At 74.6% G+C, this 23,080-nt stretch carries 21 protein-coding genes; 6 read left to right on the top strand and 15 right to left on the bottom strand.

The annotated features are described in order from the left end of the window. The first annotated feature begins 14 nt into the window (after positions 1-14). Entirely contained in the window at positions 15-2,810 is a 2,796-nt protein-coding gene (locus AW270_RS09940; RefSeq protein WP_061293056.1) for a hypothetical protein, read from the top strand. Here AW270_RS09940 and mobA read toward each other — a convergent pair. Next, positions 2,720-3,535 carry a molybdenum cofactor guanylyltransferase gene (gene mobA, locus AW270_RS09935; protein WP_061293054.1) on the bottom strand — a complete coding sequence of 272 codons (816 nt, stop codon included), beginning with the start codon at positions 3,533-3,535 and terminating at the stop codon, positions 2,720-2,722. The genes AW270_RS09940 and mobA overlap by 91 nt on opposite strands. 90 nt (positions 3,536-3,625) lie before the next feature. Here mobA and AW270_RS09930 point away from each other — a divergent pair, with 90 nt between their 5' ends. Further along, complete coding sequence (locus AW270_RS09930) at positions 3,626-4,519, top strand: NAD(P)H-binding protein (RefSeq protein ID WP_082801430.1); 894 nt, start codon at positions 3,626-3,628, stop codon at positions 4,517-4,519. Here AW270_RS09930 and AW270_RS09925 read toward each other — a convergent pair. The 3 genes from AW270_RS09925 to AW270_RS09915 all read right to left on the bottom strand — a co-directional run bounded on the left by AW270_RS09925 (position 4,416) and on the right by AW270_RS09915 (position 6,622). Continuing rightward, positions 4,416-5,087, bottom strand: coding sequence for an HAD family hydrolase (locus AW270_RS09925; protein ID WP_061293052.1), 672 nt, complete (start codon positions 5,085-5,087; stop codon positions 4,416-4,418). The genes AW270_RS09930 and AW270_RS09925 overlap by 104 nt on opposite strands. Before the next feature lie 97 nt (positions 5,088-5,184). Next, positions 5,185-6,033, bottom strand: a complete 849-nt coding sequence (locus AW270_RS37595; protein WP_061293542.1) for a hypothetical protein — start codon at positions 6,031-6,033, stop codon at positions 5,185-5,187. Beyond that, positions 5,987-6,622, bottom strand: a complete 636-nt coding sequence (locus AW270_RS09915; protein ID WP_061293540.1) for a hypothetical protein — start codon at positions 6,620-6,622, stop codon at positions 5,987-5,989. The genes AW270_RS37595 and AW270_RS09915 overlap by 47 nt, the downstream gene beginning before the upstream one ends. Before the next feature lie 40 nt (positions 6,623-6,662). Between AW270_RS09915 and AW270_RS09910 the strand changes: the two genes are divergently transcribed. Continuing rightward, positions 6,663-7,337, top strand: a complete 675-nt coding sequence (locus AW270_RS09910) for a MerR family transcriptional regulator (protein WP_061293050.1) — start codon at positions 6,663-6,665, stop codon at positions 7,335-7,337. A 6-nt stretch (positions 7,338-7,343) separates the two neighbouring features. Here the strand turns inward: AW270_RS09910 and AW270_RS09905 are convergent, their stop codons facing one another. Genes AW270_RS09905 through trpB form a run of 3 tightly spaced genes read right to left on the bottom strand, consistent with a single transcriptional unit; the run spans position 7,344 to position 10,059 of the window. Continuing rightward, positions 7,344-8,069, bottom strand: a complete 726-nt coding sequence (locus AW270_RS09905; RefSeq protein WP_061293048.1) for a GntR family transcriptional regulator — start codon at positions 8,067-8,069, stop codon at positions 7,344-7,346. Continuing rightward, a complete protein-coding gene (trpA, locus tag AW270_RS09900) occupies positions 8,027-8,851 on the bottom strand; it encodes a tryptophan synthase subunit alpha (RefSeq protein WP_061293046.1) in 825 nt (274 codons plus the stop codon). The genes AW270_RS09905 and trpA overlap by 43 nt, the downstream gene beginning before the upstream one ends. After that, entirely contained in the window at positions 8,848-10,059 is a 1,212-nt protein-coding gene (trpB, locus tag AW270_RS09895) for a tryptophan synthase subunit beta (RefSeq protein WP_061293044.1), read from the bottom strand. Before trpB ends, trpA begins: the two co-directional genes overlap by 4 nt. Before the next feature lie 166 nt (positions 10,060-10,225). Between trpB and AW270_RS09890 the strand changes: the two genes are divergently transcribed. The 3 genes from AW270_RS09890 (at position 10,226) to AW270_RS09880 (ending at position 13,609) form a co-directional block, all read left to right on the top strand. Next, on the top strand, positions 10,226-10,447 hold the full coding sequence (locus AW270_RS09890; protein ID WP_157521790.1) for a hypothetical protein: 222 nt from the start codon (positions 10,226-10,228) through the stop codon (positions 10,445-10,447). A 151-nt stretch (positions 10,448-10,598) separates the two neighbouring features. Beyond that, on the top strand, positions 10,599-12,428 hold the full coding sequence (locus AW270_RS09885) for a glycoside hydrolase family 9 protein (RefSeq protein ID WP_061293040.1): 1,830 nt from the start codon (positions 10,599-10,601) through the stop codon (positions 12,426-12,428). Then, the gene (locus AW270_RS09880) at positions 12,425-13,609 is read left to right on the top strand and encodes an ROK family transcriptional regulator (protein WP_218009149.1); all 1,185 of its coding nucleotides are present in this window, start codon (positions 12,425-12,427) and stop codon (positions 13,607-13,609) included. The genes AW270_RS09885 and AW270_RS09880 overlap by 4 nt, the downstream gene beginning before the upstream one ends. A 4-nt stretch (positions 13,610-13,613) precedes the next feature. On the opposite strand, the gene AW270_RS09875 is transcribed toward AW270_RS09880, so the two are convergent. From AW270_RS09875 to AW270_RS09840, 8 genes are read right to left on the bottom strand one after another with little or no spacing between them, the layout of a single operon-like run. Next, a complete protein-coding gene (locus AW270_RS09875; RefSeq protein WP_061293038.1) occupies positions 13,614-15,230 on the bottom strand; it encodes a PucR family transcriptional regulator in 1,617 nt (538 codons plus the stop codon). Positions 15,231-15,252: 22 nt separating this feature from the next. Beyond that, positions 15,253-16,377 carry an o-succinylbenzoate synthase gene (gene menC / locus AW270_RS09870; RefSeq protein ID WP_061293036.1) on the bottom strand — a complete coding sequence of 375 codons (1,125 nt, stop codon included), beginning with the start codon at positions 16,375-16,377 and terminating at the stop codon, positions 15,253-15,255. Next, positions 16,374-17,144: a GNAT family N-acetyltransferase gene (locus AW270_RS09865; RefSeq protein ID WP_218009148.1), complete on the bottom strand. Its 771-nt coding sequence runs from the start codon at positions 17,142-17,144 to the stop codon at positions 16,374-16,376. The genes menC and AW270_RS09865 overlap by 4 nt, the downstream gene beginning before the upstream one ends. Next, complete coding sequence (locus AW270_RS09860; RefSeq protein ID WP_245674646.1) at positions 17,141-18,247, bottom strand: M20/M25/M40 family metallo-hydrolase; 1,107 nt, start codon at positions 18,245-18,247, stop codon at positions 17,141-17,143. Before AW270_RS09860 ends, AW270_RS09865 begins: the two co-directional genes overlap by 4 nt. Positions 18,248-18,249: 2 nt before the next feature. After that, positions 18,250-19,629 (bottom strand): serine hydrolase domain-containing protein, encoded by a 1,380-nt coding sequence (locus tag AW270_RS38580; RefSeq protein WP_157521789.1) that lies wholly within the window; start codon positions 19,627-19,629, stop codon positions 18,250-18,252. After that, positions 19,626-20,360: an ABC transporter ATP-binding protein gene (locus AW270_RS09850; protein ID WP_061293034.1), complete on the bottom strand. Its 735-nt coding sequence runs from the start codon at positions 20,358-20,360 to the stop codon at positions 19,626-19,628. Before AW270_RS09850 ends, AW270_RS38580 begins: the two co-directional genes overlap by 4 nt. Further along, positions 20,357-22,126 carry a dipeptide/oligopeptide/nickel ABC transporter permease/ATP-binding protein gene (locus tag AW270_RS09845; RefSeq protein WP_061293032.1) on the bottom strand — a complete coding sequence of 590 codons (1,770 nt, stop codon included), beginning with the start codon at positions 22,124-22,126 and terminating at the stop codon, positions 20,357-20,359. Before AW270_RS09845 ends, AW270_RS09850 begins: the two co-directional genes overlap by 4 nt. Beyond that, positions 22,126-23,076: an ABC transporter permease gene (locus AW270_RS09840; RefSeq protein WP_218009146.1), complete on the bottom strand. Its 951-nt coding sequence runs from the start codon at positions 23,074-23,076 to the stop codon at positions 22,126-22,128. Before AW270_RS09840 ends, AW270_RS09845 begins: the two co-directional genes overlap by 1 nt. Positions 23,077-23,080: the final 4 nt, after the last annotated feature.

Here is a 23,080-nt window from a genome sequence, read left to right as displayed (position 1 = left end):
AATAGGCGAGCGTTATGAGCTCAGGTGGCGTCCTCGCGGAGATCACCGGTCTCGTGCTGAACCGCGACGCCGAGGGGCTGGCGTTGCGGTTGCCCACGCTCTCCGAAGCTGAACGGGCGGCGGTGGCCGCCGGGCTGCGGGGGCTGCTCGACGTCGGCGATCCCTTCGCCGATCGGGGCGAGGTGCTGATGATGGTCGGCGTGGCGGCCGTCCCCGGGCCGGCCGGGGCGGTCACCTGGCTGATGCGGCGCGACCTCAATCCTCGATGGTCCGCCGCGCCGCGTCCGCGACTGCTGGTGAAGGCGGTGTCCGGTCGTCCGGTGGCGTGGCGGGCCGATCTGGCGGTGCGGCTGGCGAAGCGCGTCCGCCGTCCCGACGACCGGGTCGTGCCGCTGGCGCTGGAGCTGCTGCGGGCCGGGGAGGTCACCCCGCCCGACCACGATCCGCTGGTCGCGGCCTGGCTGGCGGCGCCCGGTGTCGCCCATGATCCGCTCACGCCGCACCTGCTCCCGAGGATCTTCGACGCGGCCGGGGCGGGGCGGGCGCTGGCCGGGGAGACGCTCACGCCGAAACCGTCGCGGTGGCTGGCGCTGGCCGGGCGGGAGCTGCCCCGAGAACAGGTCGTCGAGGGGTGCGTGCGCCGGTTCCTGCTCGGTGGCGACGTCCAGGACCTGCGGTTCTTCGCCCGGCTGCACGCGCTCGTGGCGCCCACGCCGGAGGAGTCGGCCGGGCGGCTGCGCGACTACCTGCGGCTGCTGCCCGCCGCGCCGGGGCCGGTGGCCGAGCTGGCCTGGCAGCAGGTGCGCCACGCGCGACTCGACGCGGCGGACGTCGCCGAGGGGATCGAGGCGCTGACCTTCCGGCCGGAGGCGAAGCTCACCGTGAAGGGGCTGACCTGGCTCGACCGCGAGCTGGCCGCCTCCCCGGAGCGGGTGGCCGACCACGTCACCGCGCTGGCCAACGCGTATGCGCACGCCTCCCATGAGGTGCGCGACCGGGCGGTCGCCCTCACGCTCAAGCACGCCGCCCACCTCACCGACCCCGCTCCGATCCTGGAGGCGGCCGAACTGCTGCCGCCCGCCTCGGCCCGGCCGCTCTTCGAGCGCTTCGCCGGAGGCTGGACCGGCGACTTCACTCCCGGACGTCTGCCTCAGGTCTCCGTTCCCGGACCCTTCCCCGTCACGGGGCCGGACGGCGGGCCGCCGGAGGACATCGGCTGGATCTCCGTCGAGGCGTGGCTGGCGGCGGTCGTGCGGGAGGCGCGCGCCGACCCAGCCTCGCTGCGGGAGACGCTGGGCCTGCGGTTCGGCGAGCATCTGCGGCCGGTGCTCTACGACGCACCCAAATGGGACTCGCCCCGCGACTGGTGCACGGCGCTGGCCAGGGAACTGGTCAATCCGGGCGAGGATCCGGGACCGCCGGGGGCGCGGCGGGAGCCGTACCGGAGACCGATCTCGGAGGAGCAGCGGACCGACGCGGAGAACGCCTTCCCCGGCCTGTCCGGGGACCTCGGGCAGGCCCTCTACGGCGGCATGGTGGGCATCGCGGCCAGCGCCCTGCAGTTGTTCCCCGGCCTGCGCACGATCTTCCCTTTGCACGATTTGCCCGACTACGTACGAGAACAGATCGACCTCTACGACCCGGCGTCGCGGCCCGCGCCCGAGCCCTGGAACCGGCTCCCGCGCGTGGGGCAGAGCGCCCGCCCGCACTTCTTCCTGCTGGCCCGCCTCGACGAGCTGCTGCGCGCGGCGAAGGGCGGCGCGCTGCCCCCGGTCCTGCTGGCCACGCCCACCCGCGCCGACGGCCACCTCGACCCGGAGGCGCTGCTCGACCGCCTGGAGATGTACGCGGGCCGCGAACCGCTCCCGCTCGACCTGGCCCAGGCCCTCCTGCGGCTCCCACCCGAACCCCGGCCCGACCTGGTCGAACGCGCACGACGCGGCGGCTCGGCGGAGGTGGCCGGCCGGTTCGAGCGGGGCGCGCCGCCGCCTCCGCTGGTGGAGCTGACCTGGACCCTCGACCTCGGCTCGCGCGTCGTGCCCTGCGACGACGACGTCCTCGACCAGCGCGGCATCGTCAACGTGAGCTGGCGGCCCGTCGGATCCACCGGTCTCGATCCGCTCGACGCCCTGCTGACCGTGCCCGAGGCACCCCCCTACCACCGGGGGTCACGCCACTTCTGGGCCGCGATGACACCCCACCACCGGGAGCTCGCGGCGGCCCACCTGGCGGCCGGCCTGATCGGCCGGTTCGACCCGCCGGACATCGCGATCGGCGACCTGCGTGACCTGGCGCTCGCCGAGGGCCCGTCCGGCACGGCGACGGCGCTGGTCCTGGCCTACTTCCTCACCGTGGAGGGTGACGACGTGGTCGACCCGCTGCGCGGGCTCGCGGCCAAGGGCGCGCTGCCCGCCGCCGAGACGGGCCGCCTGCTGGGACTGCTGGGCCGCCGCACCCGCTACGAGGCCGACCCGGCGCTGCCCTCGCTGGAGCTGGCCGCCCGGCAGGGCGCGCACGCCGAGGTGTGGACGATCCTGCGCCACTTCCTGTCCGTCTTCCTCCCGAGGGAGGGCGAGCGGGCCCGGCCGCTGCACACCGAGGCCGTCATGCTGGCCATCGACGTCGCCACGTGGACCGGCGCGCGGGGGGAGATACCGGAGGTGGCCGTACAGGCCAGGAGACGGGGTTCGACCTCGCTGGGCCGCGCGTGCCGCGGCCTTCACGAGCTCCTGACCCGACCGGCGTCCCCGGACGGCGACGCGACGGTGTCCCCCGTCACCAGGGGCAGCTCGTCGTCCCAAGCCAGCTGATCGCCGTTGATCGCCACCTCGGCCCGGCGGCCCAGGCTCAGCCCGGCCGCGGCGGCGCCGAGGGTGGCGGCCCGGACACGTCGGCCGAAGGCCATGACCTCCGGCGCGGGCCGGGCGCGGGCCTCCGCGTAGTCGCCGGGCGAGTTGACGTTCACGACCGACTCCAGCGCCGGGTCGTGGCGGGCCAGGTCGGCGTCGGCCAGCAGTTCGTCCTCGCCGAGCCGGGCCACCTCGCAGTGCTCGAAGAGCATGCCGGGCCGCAGGTCGCCCTGGGCCAGCAGGTCCCCGACCAGGCCCGCGAGGGAGGTGCGGTAGGCGGCGGCGAGCGGCTGCCGGAAGCCGCGCGCCACCGGCAGGGCGACGTCCGCCCCGGCGGGCAGCGCGCGCAGGACCCGGCGGACGAACGCGGGGTGGAGGAAGGGCATGTCGGTGGAGCACACGAAGGCCGTCGCGGCCCGGCCGGCCACCGCCGCGAGCCCGACGGCCAGCCCCTGCATGGGACCCAGCCCCTCCACCGGGTCCTCGGCCACCGCGACGCCCGCCGGGAGGCGCGGGAGTTCCTGCCCCGGCGCGGCCACCACGACGACCGGCCCGTCGACCGTCCTGGCCAGCAGGGCGGCGGCGCGGTGGAGCAGCGTCGACCCGTGCCACTCCAGCCACGCCTTGGACTCGCCCATCCGGGTGGAGCGCCCGCCCGCGAGCACGACGCCTGCCGCTGTCTGCATCTGCGCATGCTAGACCGAGCCCAAAGTCGCAGGCCCGGCTCGGCCCGTCGGCCGAGGTGGCGACGGCGGGCCGTTCGTAGCCTCGGACGCATGACATTTCTCGTGACCGGGGCGACGGGGAAGGCCGGACGCCACGTCGTCGACAGCCTGCTGGCCGAGGGACGGCAGGTCCGCGCGCTGACCCGGACGCCCGGGAAGGCGGCCCTTCCTCCGCAGGTGGAGGTGGTGAAGGGGGACCTCACCGACCCGGCCTCGCTGCGCGACGCGCTGTCCGGGGTCGTCGGCGCGCATCTGCTGACCACCGGCGGCGACGACTACGCCACCCTCACGACCGGGCCCGAGCTGGCCGGGCTGTTCGCGGAGGCGGGCGTCCGGCGGGTGGCCCTGCTGTGGAACGGGCAGGCCGGGCCGGTGGAGGAGGCGTTCGCCGCCGGGCCGGTCGAGTGGACCCGCCTGGAGGCGACCGACTTCATGGGCAACACCCTGCAGTGGCTCCCCCAGATCGAGGAGGGCCGGGTGGAGGAGGTGTTCGGGGACGTTCCGGTGGCCGTCGTCCATGAGGCCGACGTGGGGGCGGTGTCGGCGCGCGTGCTGATCGACGGGGGGCACGCGGGGCGGTCGTACACGATCACCGGGCCGGTCGCCCTGACGGCGCGCGAGCGGCTCGCGGTGGTCGGGGACGCGCTGGGACGGCCGCTGGAGTTCGCCGAGATCGGCGAGGTCCGGGCGCGGGAGAGGTGGCGGGCGGCGGGGCACGGCGCGGAGCTGATCGAGGTGCTCGCGGCGTGGCATCGCACGCCCCATCCGGCCACGTCGGTGGTGCGGGAGCTGCTGGGGCGGGAGCCGGTGCCGTTCGAGGAGTGGGTGCGCGACCGGTTCGTCAGGACGTCCCGCTTAGCCGGAGGGCGAACAGGTCGTCGAGCACGACCCCGGTCAGCGACGGCAGGACCAGGTCGGCGGCGGCCAGGTCGTGGCCGGCGGTGAGGGGGCCGGGCACGGCGACGCAGCGCAGGCCGGCCGCGCGGGCGGCGGCGACGCCGGTGGCGGTGTCCTCGATCGCGACCGCCCCGGCGGCCGGGGTCCGCAGGCCCGCCAGGGCGGCCAGGTAGACGTCGGGCGCGGGTTTGCCGGCCGCGACGTCGTCGCGGCAGAACACGGCGGAGAACGCCGGCAGCAGCCCGACACGCTCCAGATGCCCCGTCACCCATTCGCGGTTGGCGCCGGAGGCGACCGCGGTCCGGACCCCGGCGGCCCGCGCCTGGGCCAGCAGTTCACGCACACCCGGCAGCACCGGCAGGTCCAGGGCGAGGACCCTCACCCGGGCCCGGATCCGGGTGATCGCCTCCAGCGGGTCGCCGCCCGCCTGGCCGAGCAGCTCCGCCACCCGGTCGGGGCGCAGGCTGGGCAGCCCCAGCGCGGCGGTGAAGGCCTTCTCGTCGAAGGGGACGCCGAGGTCGGCGCACTCGTCACGCCATCCGGCGACCACGGCCGCCTCCGTGTCGAGGATCACTCCGTCGAAGTCGAAGATGAGCGCGTGGTTCTCCCCCGCCATGGTGCCTCCGAATCCGACATGAGGTGCGCGGCTGTTAACATACGCCCCGTTCGCCGGGAGACCTGGAGCGCCCTGCCACGCCGGCGTCCGCGCGGATTCAGCGACGCCGTAGCGCGAGGGCCAGCGACCGCGCCCACGGCTCGGCGAACGACGGCTCCTTCGACATATGCCGGGCGATCCGCTCCCGCACCTCGCCGGTGCGCCCCCGTTCGACGAAGGCGACGGCCTCCGCGAGCGCGTCGAGGGTCCAGTCGTCATGGGTGGGCACGGTGACCGACGCGCTGGCCCAGCGGTCGTGCCGGAACGAGGCGGTCAGTTTGCGCTGGCTGTTGCCCAGGTAGCACCAGGTCCCCCAGTCGACGGACACGTTGGTGACGTTGCGGCGGGGCAGTTCGGCCGTCCAATCGGCGTTCTGCCACCAGCGCCGCGTCTTGGGGCTGGTCTTCTCGCGGCCGGTGATGCCGAGGAAGCGCAGCTTGAGGCGGATCACGTCCCACGACTCGCGCTCGTCGGCGGTCCAGTCGCGGAGGAGGCCGTACAGGTGGGTGAAGGTGGCGCCGGAGTCGACGAGGTCGGCCAGCACGTACGGGGTCCTGCGCCGGGCCAGCGCGTGGGGGGTGAGCCCCAGGGCGGTCATGTTCGCGCGGAGCTGGCGGATCTCGTGCGGGACGAGGGTCCCCGGCCGGGGGGCGGAGAAGGGCAGCAGGCGGACCCGGTCAGGGCGGCCGGTGGCCGACAGCGCGCCCGAGAGCACGTCGAAGACGCTGTCGGCCGAGCGCCCACCGAAGTGGACGTCGCCGTCGCCGCTGCGGGCCAGCACCTTCGCGCCGCATTCGACGATCGCGTCCAGGTGGGGCAGGTCGGGCTCGGGTCGTCCGTCCAGGAGGGCGCCGAGGTGGTCACGCCGGATCAGGTCCCAGCGGAACGGGAGGTTCGGGGTGGGCATCCCGGCCATGGTGCCGCAGACCGACCACGCCCCACCACACCATTACGGGCAGGTGCAGCGCGTACCCGGCCTGCTCCAGCGCCGCCGACGGCCCCGCGAGCCCGGCCGTCCAGGGAAGGACGACGGCGGCCAGCCCGGACAGGGCCGCCGCCGTCCCCGCCGATCGCCACCGTCCGGAGAGCGGGAGCAGCGCGGCGGCGGTCGCGGCGACCCACAGCAGACCGGCCAGGTTGACGGCCCACTTGGCGGTGAGCAGGACCGGCAGCGCCGCGCCGGGGTCGGCGGTGAGCTGGGTGACGGCGAGGTTCCCCGCGTCGTGCAGCATTCCGGCCAGCCCGGCGGCGGCGAGCAGCCCGCCCGCGAGCCCGGCCCTGGCCAGACCGGCGGCGGTCAGCGCCAGCCAGCCGAGCACGTCGAGGGCCAGGGAGAGGAGGTGGAGCCCGGTCCGGTCGTGGACGGCCTGGAGCGTCGCCCCGAGATCGGCGGGATTCAGGGTCAACCCCGATGGCACCGCCACCGCCGCTCCCGCGACCATGGCGGTGAGGGACGACAGCAGCAGCACACCGGCGAGTCTGGACATGTCGGTCATGCCGGGACGGTAGAACTCTGACGCACGGACAAGGTCAAGCATGTGGCGTATCGGGCGGCTGGCCCACATGGCGGGGGTGTCGGAGCGCACCCTGCGCCACTACGACAGGACCGGGCTGCTCAGGCCCGCCGCCGTCGACCACCTCACCGGCTACCGCTGGTACGGCGTCGCCGAGCTGACCCGCCTCGAACGCATCCGCGCCCTCCAGCGTCTCGGCCTGTCGTTACGTGACATCGCCGACCTGCTCGACGCCCCGGAGACGGAGACCCGCCGGGCCGTCGAGGAGACCCTCACCCGGCTGCGCGCCGAGGCCGCCGCCCTGACGGCCACGGCCGCCGAGGCGGAGCACTACCTCGCCGAGCCCCTGTCGGTCGTCCCCCGGATCACCACCGCAGGAGCGCGCCGTCTCACGGTGCGGCGGCTGACCGTGACCGACCCCTCAGAACTGGCCGCCGTGTGCCCGGCGACACTGCTGACGTGGCTCGACGGCACCTTCGCCGCCGCCGTGGCCGACGAGGGCGGCGAACGCCTCACCCTGCCCGCCCGTCAGGTGGTCAGAGCGGTGGTCCCCACCCCGGAGGGGGTGGTGCGGGCGGGCCACGACCTGTTCGCCTGGCTCGGCCGCCACGACCTGAAGATCACGGGACCGGCCCTGGAGGAGCACCTCGCCGACGCCGACGGCGGCCACGCGGTCGTGCTCGACATCCCCGTCTGAGGACGGTCAGGTCGCCGGGGAGACCCACTCCAGCGACAGGTCGGTGGCCTTGCGCTCGGCCCTGATCTCCATCGCCCCGCCCAGGATCGTGGCGTGGTCCATGACGACCAGCGTCCCCTGGTCGTCGTAGGTCGCCCGTTCGCTGACGAAGACCGGGCTGCCGGCCGGATGCCGCAGCAGCTCCGCGACCTGGACGGTGAGCAGGGCCGGGCTGACCCGCTCGGTGGCCCTGTGGACCCGCACGCCCACCTCGGCGAGGGCGGTGTAGAGCGGGACCTCGGTGAAGTCGGCCGCCTTGATCGCCGAGGCGTGCGGCTCGGCGATCCACGAGATCTGGTGGACGGCGGGCCGGTCCATGAGGTGGCGCACCCGTACGAGCCGCAGCGCCCGGCCCTCGCCCAGCGCGCGCGGCGCGGGCCGGAGCGCGGCCGAGAGCACCTCGGTCCGCAGCGGGCAGCCCTGCCCGCGCAGGTCGTCGCCGAGACTGCGCAGCGAGTCGAGCGGGTATTCGGCGCTGGCCTGCGCCACGTAGGTGCCGCGACCGGCGCGCTGGACGATCAGGCCCTCGGCGCTGAGGACCTGCAAAGCCTGCCGCAGCGTCATCATCGTCACGCCGTAGGAGGCGCTGAGCTCCCGCTGCGCGGGCAGCGCCTCGCCCGCGCGGTAGCGGCCTGACTTGATCTTGTCGGTCAGGTCGTCGGCGATGGCGCGGTAGCGGGGTGTACTGCCCATCTGGCTCCCTGGTCGAGGACGCGTCGAATGCTCGCCACATATTCTCCCAGCTCGCCCGCGCCCGCACCGTCGAGAAGCCGGCGCATCAGCGCCGAGGCCACCACCACGCCGTCGGCGTGCCCGGCCAGGTCCGCCGCCTGCGCCGGGTTCGACACCCCGAAACCGAACAGGACCGGCCGGTCGGTGAGCTCCTTCAGGTCCCGGCCCAGCCGGGCCGCCGCCTCGGGGACCTCGCCGCGCTCGCCGGTGGTGCCCATGCGCGTCAGCGCGTACACGAAACCCCGGCTCCGCTCCGCCACCTCGCGCAGCCGCGCCCGCGACGACGACGGCGCGGCCAGCAGCACCAGGTCCACGCCTTCGGCCGCCGCCGCGTCCGCCAGCTCGCCGACCTCCTCCAGCGGCAAGTCGGGCACGATCAGCCCGCCCACCCCGCTCGCCCGCAGCTCCGCGCAGAACTCCGCGCCGCTCCGCTGGAAGACCAGGTTGCTGTACGTCATCGCGACCAGCGGCACCGCCACGTCGAGCGCCGCCACCTCGCGCAGGATCCCCCTGACCGTGGCCCCGGCCGCGATCGCCCGGTCGGAGGCCTCCTGGATCGTGACCCCGTCCAGCATGGGGTCGGAGAACGGGAAGCCCAGTTCGACGGCGTCGGCCCCGGCGTCGGCGTAGGCGCGGACGACGTCCGTCCAGCCGGGAGCGATGCCAGCGGTGACGTAGGGCACCAGCAGCCGCCGGCCCTCGGCGCGGCGGGCGCGCAGGAACTCCTCCAGCGGCGCGGTCACAGCATCTCCCTGATGGACGCGATGTCCTTGTCGCCCCGGCCGGACAGGGTCATCATCACGGTCGACCCCGCCGGGATCTCGCCCGACTTCGCGGCCCTGATCACCCAGGCCAGGGCGTGGGACGACTCCAGCGCCGGCAGGATCCCCTCGGTGCGGGCCAGGCACCGCAGCGCCCGGACCACCTCGTCGTCGTTCACGGTCACGTAGCGGGCTCGGCCGCCGTCGCGGAGATGGGCGTGCTCGGGGCCGATGCCCGGGTAGTCGAGCCCGGCCGCGATCGAGTGGGCCTCCTTCACCTGGCCGTCGTCGTCCTGGAGGACCAGCGAGCGGAAGCCGTGCAGCACCCCGGCCCGGCCGAAGGTCGCCGCCGCGCCGCCCTCGGCCTCGACCCCGACCAGCCGGGCCGTCGTGTCGACGAAACCGGCGAACGTGCCCGCCGCGTTGGAACCGCCGCCGATGCAGGCCACCACGTAGTCGGGCACCCCGACCGGCAGCGCGGCGGCGCACTGCACGCGGGCCTCGTCGCCGATCACCCGCTGGAACTCGCGCACCATCCACGGATAGGGGTGCGGGCCCATCACCGTGCCGATGCAGTAGTAGGAGTCGTCCACCGACGACACCCAGTGGCGCATCGCCTCGTTGCAGGCGTCCTTGAGCGTGCGGCTCCCCGTCGTGACCGGCACCACCTCCGCGCCCAGCACGTTCATCCGCAGGACGTTGAGCTCCTGCCGCTCGATGTCGCGCTCCCCCATGAACACCGTGGCCTCCAGGCCGAGGAGCGCGGCGGCCGTGGCGGTCGCGACGCCGTGCTGGCCCGCGCCGGTCTCGGCCAGCAGCCGCCGCTTGCCCATCCGGTGGGCGAGCAGCGCCTGGCCGACGACATTGTTGATCTTGTGGGAGCCGGTGTGGGTCAGGTCCTCGCGCTTGAGCAGCAGGGTGATGCCGAGCTCCTGGGACAGCCGCCAGGCCGGGGTCAGCGGGGTGGGGCGGCCGGCGTACACGGTGAGCAGGGTGTCGAGCCGGTTGCGGAACTCGGGGTCCTCCCAGGCCTCCCGGAACGCCGCCTCGATCTCGTGACAGGCCGGGATCAGCGACTCGGGGACGTACCGCCCGCCGTAGCCGCCGAACCGGCCGGTGACGCCGGGGTCGCTCATCGCGCGGGCGGGCAGCGCCACGCCCCGCCGGCCGGACCAGGACATCTCGCCCATGATCGCCTTCTCTCTGCAGACTGTTCTAGAACAGTACCCCGAGAAGCACTGTTCTAGAACACTACGGAAGGAGATTCCTGGGCGAGCCGCGCGAGGTGATGGTCGAGCAGCGCCGTGACCTGCTCCGGCGTGCAGTGGCCGACGGGTGCGGGCGGGGGTGCCGGCCGTGGCCGTGCCGGTCATGCACGACCAGCCGTTCCGGGCGGCCCGGCTGACGGCGCCCGGCGTGGCTCCGGCCGCGATCCCGTTCCGCCGGCTGACGCCCGACCGGCTGGCGGCCGCGCTCACCACCGCCGTCACCGACCCCGGGGCTGGCGCCGGCGGGCCGAGGCCCTGTCGGCCCGGGTCGCGGCGGAGGACGGCGCCGCCCCCGTCGTCGAGGCGGTGAACCGGTCGGCCTGGTCGTAAGGAGTGTTGTCCAACTGCGGGGCGAGAACGGCGCGGGATCGTGGTTGACCGCCCTCGGGGGCGGTTCTAAGGTCCAGTAGAAGTTAGGAACAATTACTAACTCCGCGCTGTCGTCGTCCCAGGAGGAGCACATGGCAAGGCTGACCCCCGCCGCGCTCGCGTTGACGTTGGTGACGTCCGCGATCGCCGCGCCCGCGCGGGCCGACGTGGCTCCCCCGCCCGCGCCCGCGCACGTCCGGGTGGACCAGGTGGGCTACTGGCCGGCCGAGAGCAAGCACGCCTACCTGATGACGGGCGGCAAGGCCGGCCGTTTCACCGTGGTCGACCACCGTGGCCGGACCGTGCTGACCGGCCACGCCGGGGCCGACCGGGGCGCGTGGAACGGCGCCTACCCCCACGTCTACGACCTCGACCTGTCGAAGCTGCGCACGCCGGGCCGCTACCGGGTCAAGGCGGGCGGCGCGACGTCGTCGGAGTTCCGGATCGCGCCCTCGCGGACCCCGGCGGGCGACGTGCTGACGTTCTTCGGCCTCCAGCGTGACGGCGCGGACGCGCCGCGCAGACCGAGCCACCTCAACGACCGCGCCGCGTCCGTCTACGACTGGCCGACCTTCACCGCTCCCGACACCGACCAGATCAAGGGCGAGCTGAAGAAGGTCGGCGGCCCGGTCGACGTCGAGGGCGGCTGGTTCGACGCGGGCGACTACCTGAAGTTCACCCACATCCTCGCGTACGTCGACACGCTCCTGCTGGCCGCGCAGCGCGACGGCCATAGCGACGACCCGGCCCTGCGGAACGAGGCCGCCCACGGCCTGAAGTACCTCGACAAGATGTGGGACGAGAAGTCCAAGACCCTCTACATCCAGGTCGGCGTCGGCGCGGGGAACGAGGAGGGCACCTTCGTCGGCGACCACGACATCTGGCGGCTGCCCGAGGCCGACGACGGCGACACCGCCGAGGGCCACCACTTCATCCGCGACCGCCCCGTCTTCCGCGCCGCCGCCCCCGGCCGGCCGATCAGCCCCAACCTGGCCGGGCGCACCGCCGCCGCGTTCGCCCTCGCCGCCCAGCTCGAACCCGACCGCCGCCGCGCCGCCCACCTGCTCGAACAGGCCTCCTCCGTGTACGCCATGGCCAAGACCGAAGACGTCGGCCAGCTCGTGACCTCACTCCCCCACGCCTTCTACCCCGAGGACGTCTGGCGCGACGACATGCAGCTCGGCGCCGCCGAGATGACCCTGGCCGCGCAGCGCCTGCGCGACCCGCGCGCCGGGAGGTGGCTGGCCGACGCCGCCCGGTGGGCGCGCGGCTACCTCGACGACGACCAGGGCGACACGCTGAACCTCTACGACGTCAGCGCGCTCGCCCACGCCGACCTCGTCAAGGCCATCCGGGCGGCGCGCGCCCACGGCCTGGCCGTCTCCGAGGCCGACCTGCTGGCCGGGCTGAGGGCGCAGCTCGACATCGGCGCGGCGCGCGCCGCGAAGGACCCGTTCCGCGCCGGGGCCGAGCACGACCAGTTCGACGCCGTCCCGCATGCCTTCGGCCTGGCCGCGACCGCGCAGCTCTACCGCCGGGTGACCGGCGACCGCGCCTACGACGCCTTCGGCACCCAGCAGCGCAACTGGGCGTTCGGCGCGAACCCGTGGGGCGTGTCGTTCGTCGCCGGGGCGGGTGAGAACTCCATCGGCTGCCCGCACCACCAGATCTTCAACATCACCGGCCGGCCCGCGACCGGCGCCGTCGTCAACGGCCCCAACAGCGCCGGACTGTTCGACGACGGCCTCGGCGAGCACTTCGAGGAGATGCCTCCCTGCCCGCCCGACGGCGTCGACCGCTACGCCGAGTTCACCGGCCACGGCAGCCGTTTCGTCGACGACGTCCGCTCGTGGCAGGCCTCCGAGCCCGCCGACGACTTCGCCGCCATCGCCCTCTACGCGCTGACCCTGACGTCGAAGTGAAACCGCCGCTGCACGGGACGCCCAAGCTGATGCGGGCCATCAACAAGGGCCGGGCGCTCCGGGTCCTGCTGGAGCGCGGCCCGCTGACCCGTCCCCAGATCGGCGAGCTCACCGGCCTGTCCAAGCCGACCGCGTTCCAGCTGCTGGCCCGCCTCCAGGAGGCGGGCCTGGTGGTGGCCGACGGCATCCGGGCCGGTCAGCCCGGCCCGACGGCGGAGATCTACCGGATCAACCCCGACGCCGCCTACGTCGCCGCCCTCGACGTCACCCGCGACCGGATCAGCGTCCGGATCGCCGACGTGACCGGGCAGATCAGGGGCGGGCACACCGTCGCGGGGGGCGGGCCCGCGCCCCTCGTCGAGCGGCTCGCGGCGGCCGTGGCGGCGGCCGGTCCCCCGGGCCCGCTGCGCCGGGTCGTGATCGGCGTGCCCGGCGCCATCGACCCCACCACGGGCCTGCTCTGCTACGCCACCGACGAGGACCTGCCCGGCTGGCGCGTCCCCGACCTGCTGCCCGCGCTGCGGGAGGGGCTCGGCGCCGAGGTCGACGTGGAGAACGACGTGAACCTCGTCGCCCTCGCCGAACAGGCCCACGGCGCGGCGGCCGACTGCCCCGATTTCGTGCTGCTCTGGGCCGACGAGGGCCTGGGCTCCGCGCTGGTGATCGGCGGCCGGCTGCACCGGGGCTTCTTCGGCGGCGCGGGCGAGGTCGGCTACATGCCCACGCCCGGCGTCCCGACCGCCCGCGACGGCGGCCGGTACGGCCACCACGGCTACCAGGCCCTGGTCGGCGGCCCGGCGGTCCACGACCTGCTGCGCACCTACGGCGTCGAGGCCCCCGACTTCCGCCGGGCCGTGGCCGCGGCCGTCGACCTGGCCGGGGGCACCGGCCGGGCGGCGCAGGAGGCCGCGGCGGGGCTGCGGCTGGTGGCGTCCCGGCTGGCGGTGGGCCTGGCGGCCGTCGCGTCGGTCGTCGACCCCGGGCTCGTCGTGCTGGCTGGCGGGCTGCCCTCGGCGGGTGGGGAGTACCTGCGTGACCTGGTCGAACGCGAACTGCACGCGCTCACCCACTCCCGCCCCCGGGTGCGGCTGTCGGCGCTCGAGGGCAACCCGGTGCTCGCGGGGGGCGTGGATCTGGCGCTGAGCTCCGTCCAGGAGGAGCTGATCGGGCTGCCCGTCTGAGCTCTCAGCGGGGGGCCAGGATGCGGAGGTGGAGCATGGCGGCGAAGCGCTGTTCCGGGTCGGTGAGGTCGATCTCGCCGACCTCGGTGACGCGCCTGAGGCGGTAGCGCAGGGTGTTGGGGTGGATGAACAGGTCGCTCGCGGCCTTGGTCACGTCGCCCAGGGCGTCGAGCCAGGCCTCCAGCGTCTCGACCAGGCCCGCGTTGTTGCGTTCGTCGTACTCCATCAGCCGGGCGATCGCGCCGCCGGGGCGCTCGCCCCGGGCGGCGGCGAGGTCGCGGAGCTCCAGGACCAGGGCGAGGGTCTGGACGTCGTCGAGCCGGGCCACCCGCAGGCTGGTGTGGCCCTCGCGCATCACCCGCAGCACCCGGTCGGCCTGGGCCTTGCCGTGGACGATGGCGCTGATGTCGGAGCCCGCCGGGGCGACCGCGACGATGGCGTGGAGGTTGCCGTCGACGCGGTCGACGAAGTCGGCGGCCAGCCGGGCGGCCCGCTGTTCGGGGCTGCCCGCCGTGACGACGACCGGGAGCAGGCCGTAGACGGTGCCGCCCACGGCGGCCACCGCCGACGACGGGACCGTCGCCGACAGGTGGACCGACAGGGCGTCGGCCAGGCGTTCGAGGTCGGAGTGGGCGTGGTCGTCGCCGGTGAGCAGGGCGGCGCTGACGATGACGAGGCGGCGGGCCGACAGGCCGAGGCGGGCCAGGGCGTCGCGGGCGCCGGCGCCGCCTTCCAGGACGGTGCCGATGAGGTCGGTGCGGAGCCTGCGCTGGACGTCGGCGCCGGCCCGCAGGCGCAGCAGGTGGAGCGCGACCAGTTTCGAGGCGTCGAGGAGGGCTTGGGTGCGTTCGCCGTCGACCTCGCCGTCCATGGCGGCCCAGATCGAGCCGAGGACCTCGTCGCCCGCGCGGACCGCGATGGCGACGCGCTGCACGGTGGTCTCGTCGTAGCCGAGGTCCTGCGGCCTGACGACCACGGGGGTCTGGTAGCGGTAGAGGTCGCGGAAGACGCCGAGTTCGGTCAGGCGGTTGGCGTAGCGCTCGGGGACCTGGCGGCCGATGACGGTCTCCACGCGGGAGGGGTCGGCCTCGTCCTGGCGGCCGGAGAAGGCCAGGACGCGGGAGCTGCGGTCCTCGATGGTGATGGGGGCGTCGAGGAGGGCGGCCACGGCGTTGGCGACCGCGAACAGGTCGCCGGACGGCAGGCCGCCGAGCGACTCGTGGCCGATGACCCCGATGTCGCCCTCGGAGAGCATGGTGCGGATGAGCGCGGTCAGCTGGGCCCAGGTCGCGCCCCGGCGCAGGCCGATCAGCGCGACGCCGCTCTCCTCGACCGCCGCCCGCACCTCCGGGGTGAGCGCGACCGGGGCCCGGACGACCAGGCCCACCGTGGCGTGGCCGCCGAGCGAGCGCAGCAGCGGGGCGAGGGTGCCGGCGGCCGGGTCGACGCCGACGCCCAGGACCAGCGAGCGGGGGGCGAGGACGGGCTCGTCGAGCGGGTCGAAGATCGCCAGGGCGCTGATGGCCTCGGGCTGCCCGACGTCGCCGGCGACCAGTTCCAGGAGGGTGGAGCCCAGGTCGTCGAGGACCCTGCCGAGGCTGGCGCGCGGTCGCTGACTCACGCCCGGAGTATAGGCGAGCACCTCAGAAGCTGATCCACTCCACCGACGTGGTCACGCTCTCCAGCAGCTCGGGGATGGGGGCGACGCCCAGGCCGGGGCCGGTGGGCACCGCGACGTGGCCGTCGGCCAGGACGATCGGCTCGGTGATGTCGGTGCGGTAGAAGCGGTCGGAGGCCGACACGTCGCCGGGCAGGGTGAAGCCGGGCAGGGCGGCCAGGGCGATGTTGGCGGCGCGGCCGAGGCCGGTCTCGACCATGCCGCCGCACCAGACGGCGATCCCGTGGGCGGCGGCCAGGTCGTGGATCTTCCTGGCCTCCAGGTATCCGCCGACCCGGCCGGGCTTGATGTTGATGATCCGGCACGCCCCCAGCGTGATCGCGGCGGCGGCGGTCTGGGCGGACACGACCGACTCGTCGAGGCAGATCGGGGTGGCCAGGTGCCGGGCGAGCTCGGCGTGGCCGAGGACGTCCTCCTCCTCCAGCGGCTGCTCGATCAGCAGCAGGTCGAATGCGTCGAGCCTGGCCAGGTGGCGCGCGTCGCGGAGGGTGTAGGCGGTGTTGGCGTCGACCTGGAGGAGCACGTCTCCCCCGAACCGCTCGCGCACGGCGGCCACCGGGGCCACGTCCCAGCCCGGTTCGATCTTCAGCTTGATGCGGGCGTAGCCCTCGTCCAGGTAGCCGCCGACGGCGGCCAGCAGTTCGGGGATCGAGTCGTGGATGCCGACCGACACCCCGCTCGGCACCCGGTCGGCGACCGCGCCGAGTTCGCGGCCGAACGAGCGGCCGAGCGCGCGCAGCTCCGCGTCGAGGATCGCCATCTCCACCGCGGCCTTGGCCATCCGGTGTCCCTTGTACGGATGCAGCAGCCCCGCCACCGCCGCCGCGCCGGACCGTCCGATCGCGGCCGTGCCCTCCGGCGAGGCGAGTCTCGGCAGCAGGAACCGGCGCAGCACGTCCTGCTGCGACTCGACGTACTCGGCCGAGTAGAGCGGGTCGCTCAGCGCGACGCACTCCCCCCAGCCCTCGGCGTCGTCGGTCACCGCCTTGAGCAGCAGGATGTCGCGCTCGGTCTGGGTGCCGAAGGAGGTGCGGAACGGCGACACCAGCGGCATCGAGACACGGCGCAGTTCGATTCCGCGCAGCTTCATGAGGTCTCCAGTTCGACGAGGTAGCCACGGCCGGGGTCGAAGTCGACGACGCGGCCCCCGGCGGCCATCAGCGGCTCCAGCTCGTCGCGGACCCGCCGTCGCCAGGCCACGGCGGCGGCCGGGTCGTCGAGGCGCAGGGACTCGATGTCGGCCGGGGCCGCGACCCGGCGGCTCGACGGGCCGCCGGCCGGGCGCTCGAAGGGTGTGCCCGAACAGGCGGCGACGACCCTCGGCGAGAGCAGGTCCCAGCGGACGAGCAGCCGGTCGGTGTCGTCGGCGCCGTTGATCGCGTCGTGCATCGCGCCGTAGAAGTTGGTGAGGTACTCCACCGGGAGCGCCCCCAGCTTGACGATGTTGAAGTAGGCGTTGCGGCCGACCAGCGGGTCGAAGGTCCACTCGATCGTGGGGATGTCGCGGGCCAGCGCCCAGGCGCGCTGGTGGAGCTTGAGCGCCCGGCCGACGCCGCGGCCCGCCAGGCCCGGCGCGACCCCGGCGACGTGGCTGTGCAGGGTGCGGGCCGCCGGTTCCTCGTGGAAGCCGATGCAGACGCCGACGAGCCGGTCGCCGTCGTAGGCCCCGGCGGCGTAGTTGCCCGCCCTGGCCAGCGCGCGGAGGAACTCCACCGTGATCAGCGGGCGGCCCCAGATCTCCTGGAGCAGGTCGATCATGGCGTGGGCCTGGGGCAGGTCCCGGAGTTCGCGGATCTCCACGCCCGCCTTCTGGGCGCGGTCGCCCGCGTCCCGGGCCGCCAGGTCGAGCAGGCTCACGGCGCCTCCCGCAGCAGTTCGGCCACCAGTTCCCGCAGCAGCAGGGTGCGGTCGGCCAGCCGGCCCACCAGGACGTGCTCGTGGTCGGCGTGCGCGCCGCCGCCCACCGCGCCCAGGCCGTCGAGGGTGGGGGTGCCGGCCCCGGCGGTGTAGTTGCCGTCGGACGCGCCGCCGACCGCCGTGCCGGTGACGGGCGGCAGTCCGAGCCGGGCCGCGAGGGAGGCGGCCCGGTCGAACAGCGCCCGGCTGGCCCGCTCTTCGAGCGGGGGCCGGTTGATCCCGCCCCTGATCTCGACCACCGCGCCGGGGTCGAGCGGGGTCAGCTCGCGCAGCTCGCGGTCGACCCGGAGCTGCTCGTCGTGGCTCCACGCGCGGACGTCCACGGCGAAGAAGCCGCGGGCGGGCACCGTGTTCACCGTGGTCCCGGCGGTGACGACCGTCGGGGTGACGGTCGTCCCGGCCGCCGGCCGGGCCAGCTCGGCCGTCGCGAGGGCGAGCCGGGCCAGTTCGAGGGTGGCGTTGACGCCCTTCTCCGGCTCCAGGCCGGCGTGGGCGGCGCGGCCGGTGACGTGCACCTCGTACATGGAGGTGCCCTTGCGCGCGGTCTTCAGCGCGCCGCCGCCGGCCGAGCCCTCCAGGACCAGCGCGGCCCTGGACCGGCGGGCCTCCTCCTCGATCAGGGCGACCGAGCTCGGCGAGCCGATCTCCTCGTCGCCCGTCACGAGCAGCGTGACGCCGGTCGGGTCGGGCAGGCCGGCGACGGCGTGGACGGCCATCACCAGGCCCGTGAGCATGTCGAAGCAGCCGGGGCCGCGCACGACCCCCTCCTCCACCGTGTACGGCCGGACCGCCAGCGTCCCGACCGGCCAGACCGTGTCGTGGTGGGCCAGCAGCAGTACCTGGCGGTCGCCGTCGCCGAAGCGCCAGCGCAGGTGGGAGCAGCCGTCGACGGTGAGGCGCTCGGGCGGCACGCCGAGCCGCGCCGTGCCGATGGCCGCCACCAGGTCGGCCGACCGGGCCACGGCGGCCTGGTCGGAGGAGGGGGACTCGCACTCGACGAGCGCCCGGAGGTCGGCGAGGAACGTTCCGATGCCGGTGAGCACGGTCAGCCGAGCCTCTTCGGGGTCGCGCGGGCGCCGTAGTGGACGTACTCCTCGCCGGTGGGCAGCGAGTAGAAGGTCACCGGCAGCCACGACTCCATGCCCTCGGGGCGGACCGCGTAGACGGCGGGTTCGACCGGGGTCATCTCGTAGGTGGTGACGGGGTCGCCCTCCAGCTCGGCCAGCGGGCCGGTCAGCGTGGTGCGCAGGATCGGCTTGCCGTCCTCCTCGAGCACCTCCACGCGGACCGACTCGCGCTCGTAGACGCCGAGGTGCGGGGTCAGGTCGGTGGTGACGGGCTCGGCCGGGGGCTCGAACGGCTCGGGCAGCCGCACGCCGGTCAGGGCGGCGAAGATCTCGTCGTAGAGGTCGACGTAGAGGTCGTGGGTGTTGCCGCCGTTGGTCATGAGCGCGACGGCGACCCCGGCCTCCGGGAGCACGCGCAGGAACGCGGCCTGGCCGATGGTGTTGCCGTCGTGGCCGTAGGCGCGGTGGCCGTGCCAGTCGCAGCGGAACCAGCCGAGCCCCCATGAGTCGCCGAGCAGGCGCTTCTCGGGGCAGTCGGTCTGGTAGGCCGACATCGCCGCGGCGCTCTCGGCCGACAGCACGCGGGTGCCGTCGGCGGCGACCCCGCCGAGAAGGTGCATCCGGGCGAAGGCGAGCACGTCGGCGACGGTCGCGGTGATCAGCCCGGCCGGGCCGACCGCGCGGGGCAGCCCCCACACCGGCGCGACCACCGGTTCGTCGCCGCCCTTGACGTGGCCCATGGCGTGGCCGAAGACCATCGCCTCCTCGGGCAGGGTGGTGGTGTGGGTCAGGCCGAGCGGGGTGAACAGCTTCTCCCGCATCGCCTGGTCCCAGACCTTGCCGGTGACGGCCTCGATGATCCGGCCGAGCACGGAGTAGCCCGCGTTGCAGTAGGACCAGGTGGCGCCGATCGGGTGGTTCTGCGCCGAGTCGGCCAGCAGGGCGACGTACTTCTCCAGCGCGTCGTCGCCCCGGCCGGTGTCGGTGAACAGGTCGCCGTCGATGCCGCTGGTGTGGGTGAGCAGGTGCCAGACGGTGACGGCGGCGGTGGTCTCCGGGTCGCGCAGCTTGAACTCCGGCAGGATCTCGGCGACTGGCGTGGCGAGGGTGAGGGCGCCCTCGTCGACGAGCTGCATGACGACGGTGGCCGTCCACACCTTGGAGATCGAGCCGATCTGCCAGACCGAGTCGGTGGCGGCGGGCTGGCCGGTGCCGGCGTGCAGCACGCCGGTGGCCAGGGTGACGAGCTCGTCGTCGCGCAGGATGCCGAGCTGGGCGCCGGGGACGCCGTGCTTGGCGGCGAGTTCGTCGAGGCGGTTCTGCCAGTGGGCCTGGTCGATGCCGGTGGTCGTGGTCACGTCTGCTCCTTCAGAGGGAGGGCGGCGGCGAGGAGATGGCGGGTGTAGTCGTGTCGTGGGTCGCCGAGGACGCGGGCGGTGGGCCCCTGTTCGACGATCTCCCCGTCGTGGAGGACCGCCACGTGGTCGGCGACGTACCGGACGACGGCCAGGTCGTGGGAGATGAACAGCATGGACAGGCCCAGGTCGCGGCGCATGTCCCGGATGAGGTTGAGGACGGCCCCCTGGACCGACACGTCGAGCGCGGAGGTGATCTCGTCGGCGAGGATCACCTCGGGCCGGGCGGCCAGCGCGCGGGCCAGCGCGACCCGCTGGCGCTGCCCGCCGGACAGGCGTCCGGGCAGGTCGCCGGCGCGGGCGGCATCCAGGTGGACGAGGGCGAGGAGCCGGGCGATCTCCGCCTGCCGGGCCTTCTTCGGCAGCCGCTCCGGCAGCGCCTCGGCGATGCTCTCCCCCACGGTCATGCGGGGGTCGAGGGAGGAGTAGGGGTCCTGGAAGACCATCTGGACCGGGCGGCGGCCCCGGTTGGGGACCGGCCTGCCGTCGAGCAGGATGTGGCCGCCCGTCACGGGGGCCAGGCCGACGGCGGCGCGGGCGAGGGTCGACTTGCCGCAGCCCGACTCGCCGACCAGGCCGACGGTCCGGCCTGCGGGGACCTCCAGGCTGACGCCGTTCAGGACGGTGTGCGCGCCGTACCGTACCGAGACCTCGTGGAAGCTGAGCACGCTCACACCCGCACCTCCGCGGTCTTGTGGCAGGCCACCCCGGCCAGGAGCGGAGGCGCGACGGCGCGGCAGTGGTCGTCGGCGAGCGGGCAGCGCGGCGCGAAGGCGCATCCGGCCGGGGCCGACATGGGGTCGACGGGCAGCCCGGGGATGACGGCGAGCGGCCGGTCGAGGTCGGTCTCCAGGTCCGGCACGGCCGCGACCAGCGCCCGCGTGTACGGATGGCGCGCCCGCGCGCGCAGGTCCCCGGCGGGCAGCTCCTCGACGACGCGGCCCGCGTACATGACCAGCACCCGGTCGCACACGTCGGTGACGACCGAGACGTCGTGGCTGATGAGCAGCAGCGCGGCCCCGGTCTCCCGGCGGACCTCGGCGAGCAGTTCGAGCACCTGCCGCTGCACGGTGACGTCGAGGGCGGTGGTCGGCTCGTCGGCGACGATGAGCCGGGGGTTCCCCATGAGGCCCATGCCGATCATGGCCCGCTGCCGCATGCCGCCGGAGAACTCGAAGGGGTACTGCCGGGCCCGCCGCTCAGGTTCGCGGATCCGCACCGCGCGCAGCCGGTCGACCGCCCGCGCGAAGGCCGTCCGGCGGCTCATGCCCTGGTGGAACCGGCTCACCTCGGCCAGCTGGGGGCCGACCCGGTGGGCCGGGTTGAACGACGTCATCGGGTCCTGGAAGACGACCGCCAGCGAGGTGCCCAGCCGCCGGTGGTCCTCCTCGCCCGCCACGACCAGGTGATTCGCCTCGACGCGGACCGGCGGTTCGAGCAGCCCGGCCACCGCCAGCGCGGTCACCGACTTGCCGGAGCCCGACTCGCCGACCAGTCCGACGGCCTCGCCCTCGCCGACGGTGAAGGTGACCCCGCGCACGGCGTGGACCGGGCCGGGCATGGTCACCCGCAGGTCGTCGACGGACAGGACCGCCCCGGGGACGGGAGCGGTGCGCACCGAGGGCCCGCGGGCCGGGCCGAGGGGGCGGACCCTGCCGGGGGCCGCCGCGAACGCCTCGCCCGTCAGGTTGAAGGCCAGCCCGGCGAGCACCACGGCGATGCCGGGGCCGAGCGCGGCGAGCGGGTGGACGTAGATGCCGTTCAGCCCGTCCTGCATGAGCTTGCCCCAGTCGTAGTCCGGGGCCTGCACGCCCAGCCCCAGGAAGGACAGCCCGGCGAAGGTGAGGAGCACGCCGCCGGCCGCCATCGTCGCGTTGACGACGAGGGGTTCGGCGATGTTCGGCAGCACGTGCCGCAGCAGGATCCGGATCCGGCTCACCCCGGCGATGCGCGCCGCCGCGATGTAGTCGCGCTCGGACACGGCCGCCACCAGCGTGTGGCAGAGCCGGGCGAAGGCGGGCGCGCCCGCCAGGCCGACCGCGAGCGCGGCCCCCCGCGCGCCGACGCCGAAGACGACGGCGAAGAACAGCACGAGCAGCAGGCCGGGGAAGGCCACCAGCACGTTGACGGCCGAGGTGATGAAGCGGCCCGTCCGCCGCCCGACCAGCACCGGCGCGGCCCCCAGGACGATCCCCAGCACCAGGCTGATCGCCGTGGCGGCCAGGGCCAGCAGGATCGAGAGCCGGGCGGCCACGAGCACCCGGGCGAACAGGTCGCGGCCGAGGTTGTCGGTGCCGATCCAGTGCTGCGCCGACGGCCCGGCCAGCAGGTTCCCGGTGTCGACGACGGTGGCCTGGTCGCCCCAGAGCACGGGGCCGAACGCGGCGACGAACACCACGGCGCCGAGCAGCCCGAGCCCGGCCACGCCGACGGGCCTCATCAGCTCTCTCCGATCGCCGAACGCGGGTCGAGCAGCGCGAGCACCACGTCGACCAGGGTGTTGATGAGCAGGACGCCGACGCCGTACACGAGCACGGTGCCCTGGACCAGTGGGTAGTCCTTCGCGACGATCGAGGTGACGATCGAGGAGCCGAGGCCCGGCCAGGCGAACACGTTCTCCACCAGGACCGTCCCGGCCACCAGCGAGCTCAGCAGCAGGCCGCCGATCGTCAGGGTCGCGGTCACCGCGTTGGGGAGGGCGTGGACGGCGTACACGCGCAGGTTCGTGAGCCGTTTGGCCCGCGCGGTGCGGATGTAGTCGGCCTCCATCACCGCGAGCATCTCCACGCGGACGATGCGCGACAGCACCGCGGCCGGGCCGATCGCCAGCGCGAGCACCGGCAGCACGTAGGAGGAGGGCCCCTCGCGGCCCGCGACGGGGAAGACGTGGGTCTGCACGGCCAGCAGGTAGACGAGCCCGACGCCGAGCAGGAAGTCGGGGATCGCGCCGATGACGACGTTCGTGCCGGTGAAGGCCAGCTCCGCGCGCCGCCCTCTGCCCCGCCGGGTGATCACCGCCATCACCACGCCGACGGGCACCGCGACCGCCACCGAGAGCAGGAACGCGGCCACCGCGAGCTCGGCCGTGGCGGGCAGCCGCTGGGCGATCGTCTCGCCGACCGGGAGCCGGGTGGAGATCGAGGCGCCCAGCTCGCCGCTGAACAGGCGGCCCAGGAACGCGGCGTACTGCTGCCACAGCGGGTCGAGCAGGCCGAGCTCCTCCTTGTGGGCCAGCACCAGGTCGGCGGGGGCGGTCGGGCCGAGCGCGGCGCGGACAGGGTCGCCCGGGACCAGGTGGATCATCAGGAACGACGCGGTCACCAGCACCCAGAGCGACACCAGCAGCCGCCCCGCGCGCCGGAGCGCGAAGCGCGGCCACCTGCTGGTCACGGGG

This window comes from Herbidospora cretacea (assembly GCF_001570605.1).
GTDB lineage: Bacteria > Actinomycetota > Actinomycetes > Streptosporangiales > Streptosporangiaceae > Herbidospora > Herbidospora cretacea.
The sequence above is the reverse complement of the archived record's forward strand: the minus strand, read 5'-3'. Positions and strand labels throughout refer to the sequence as shown.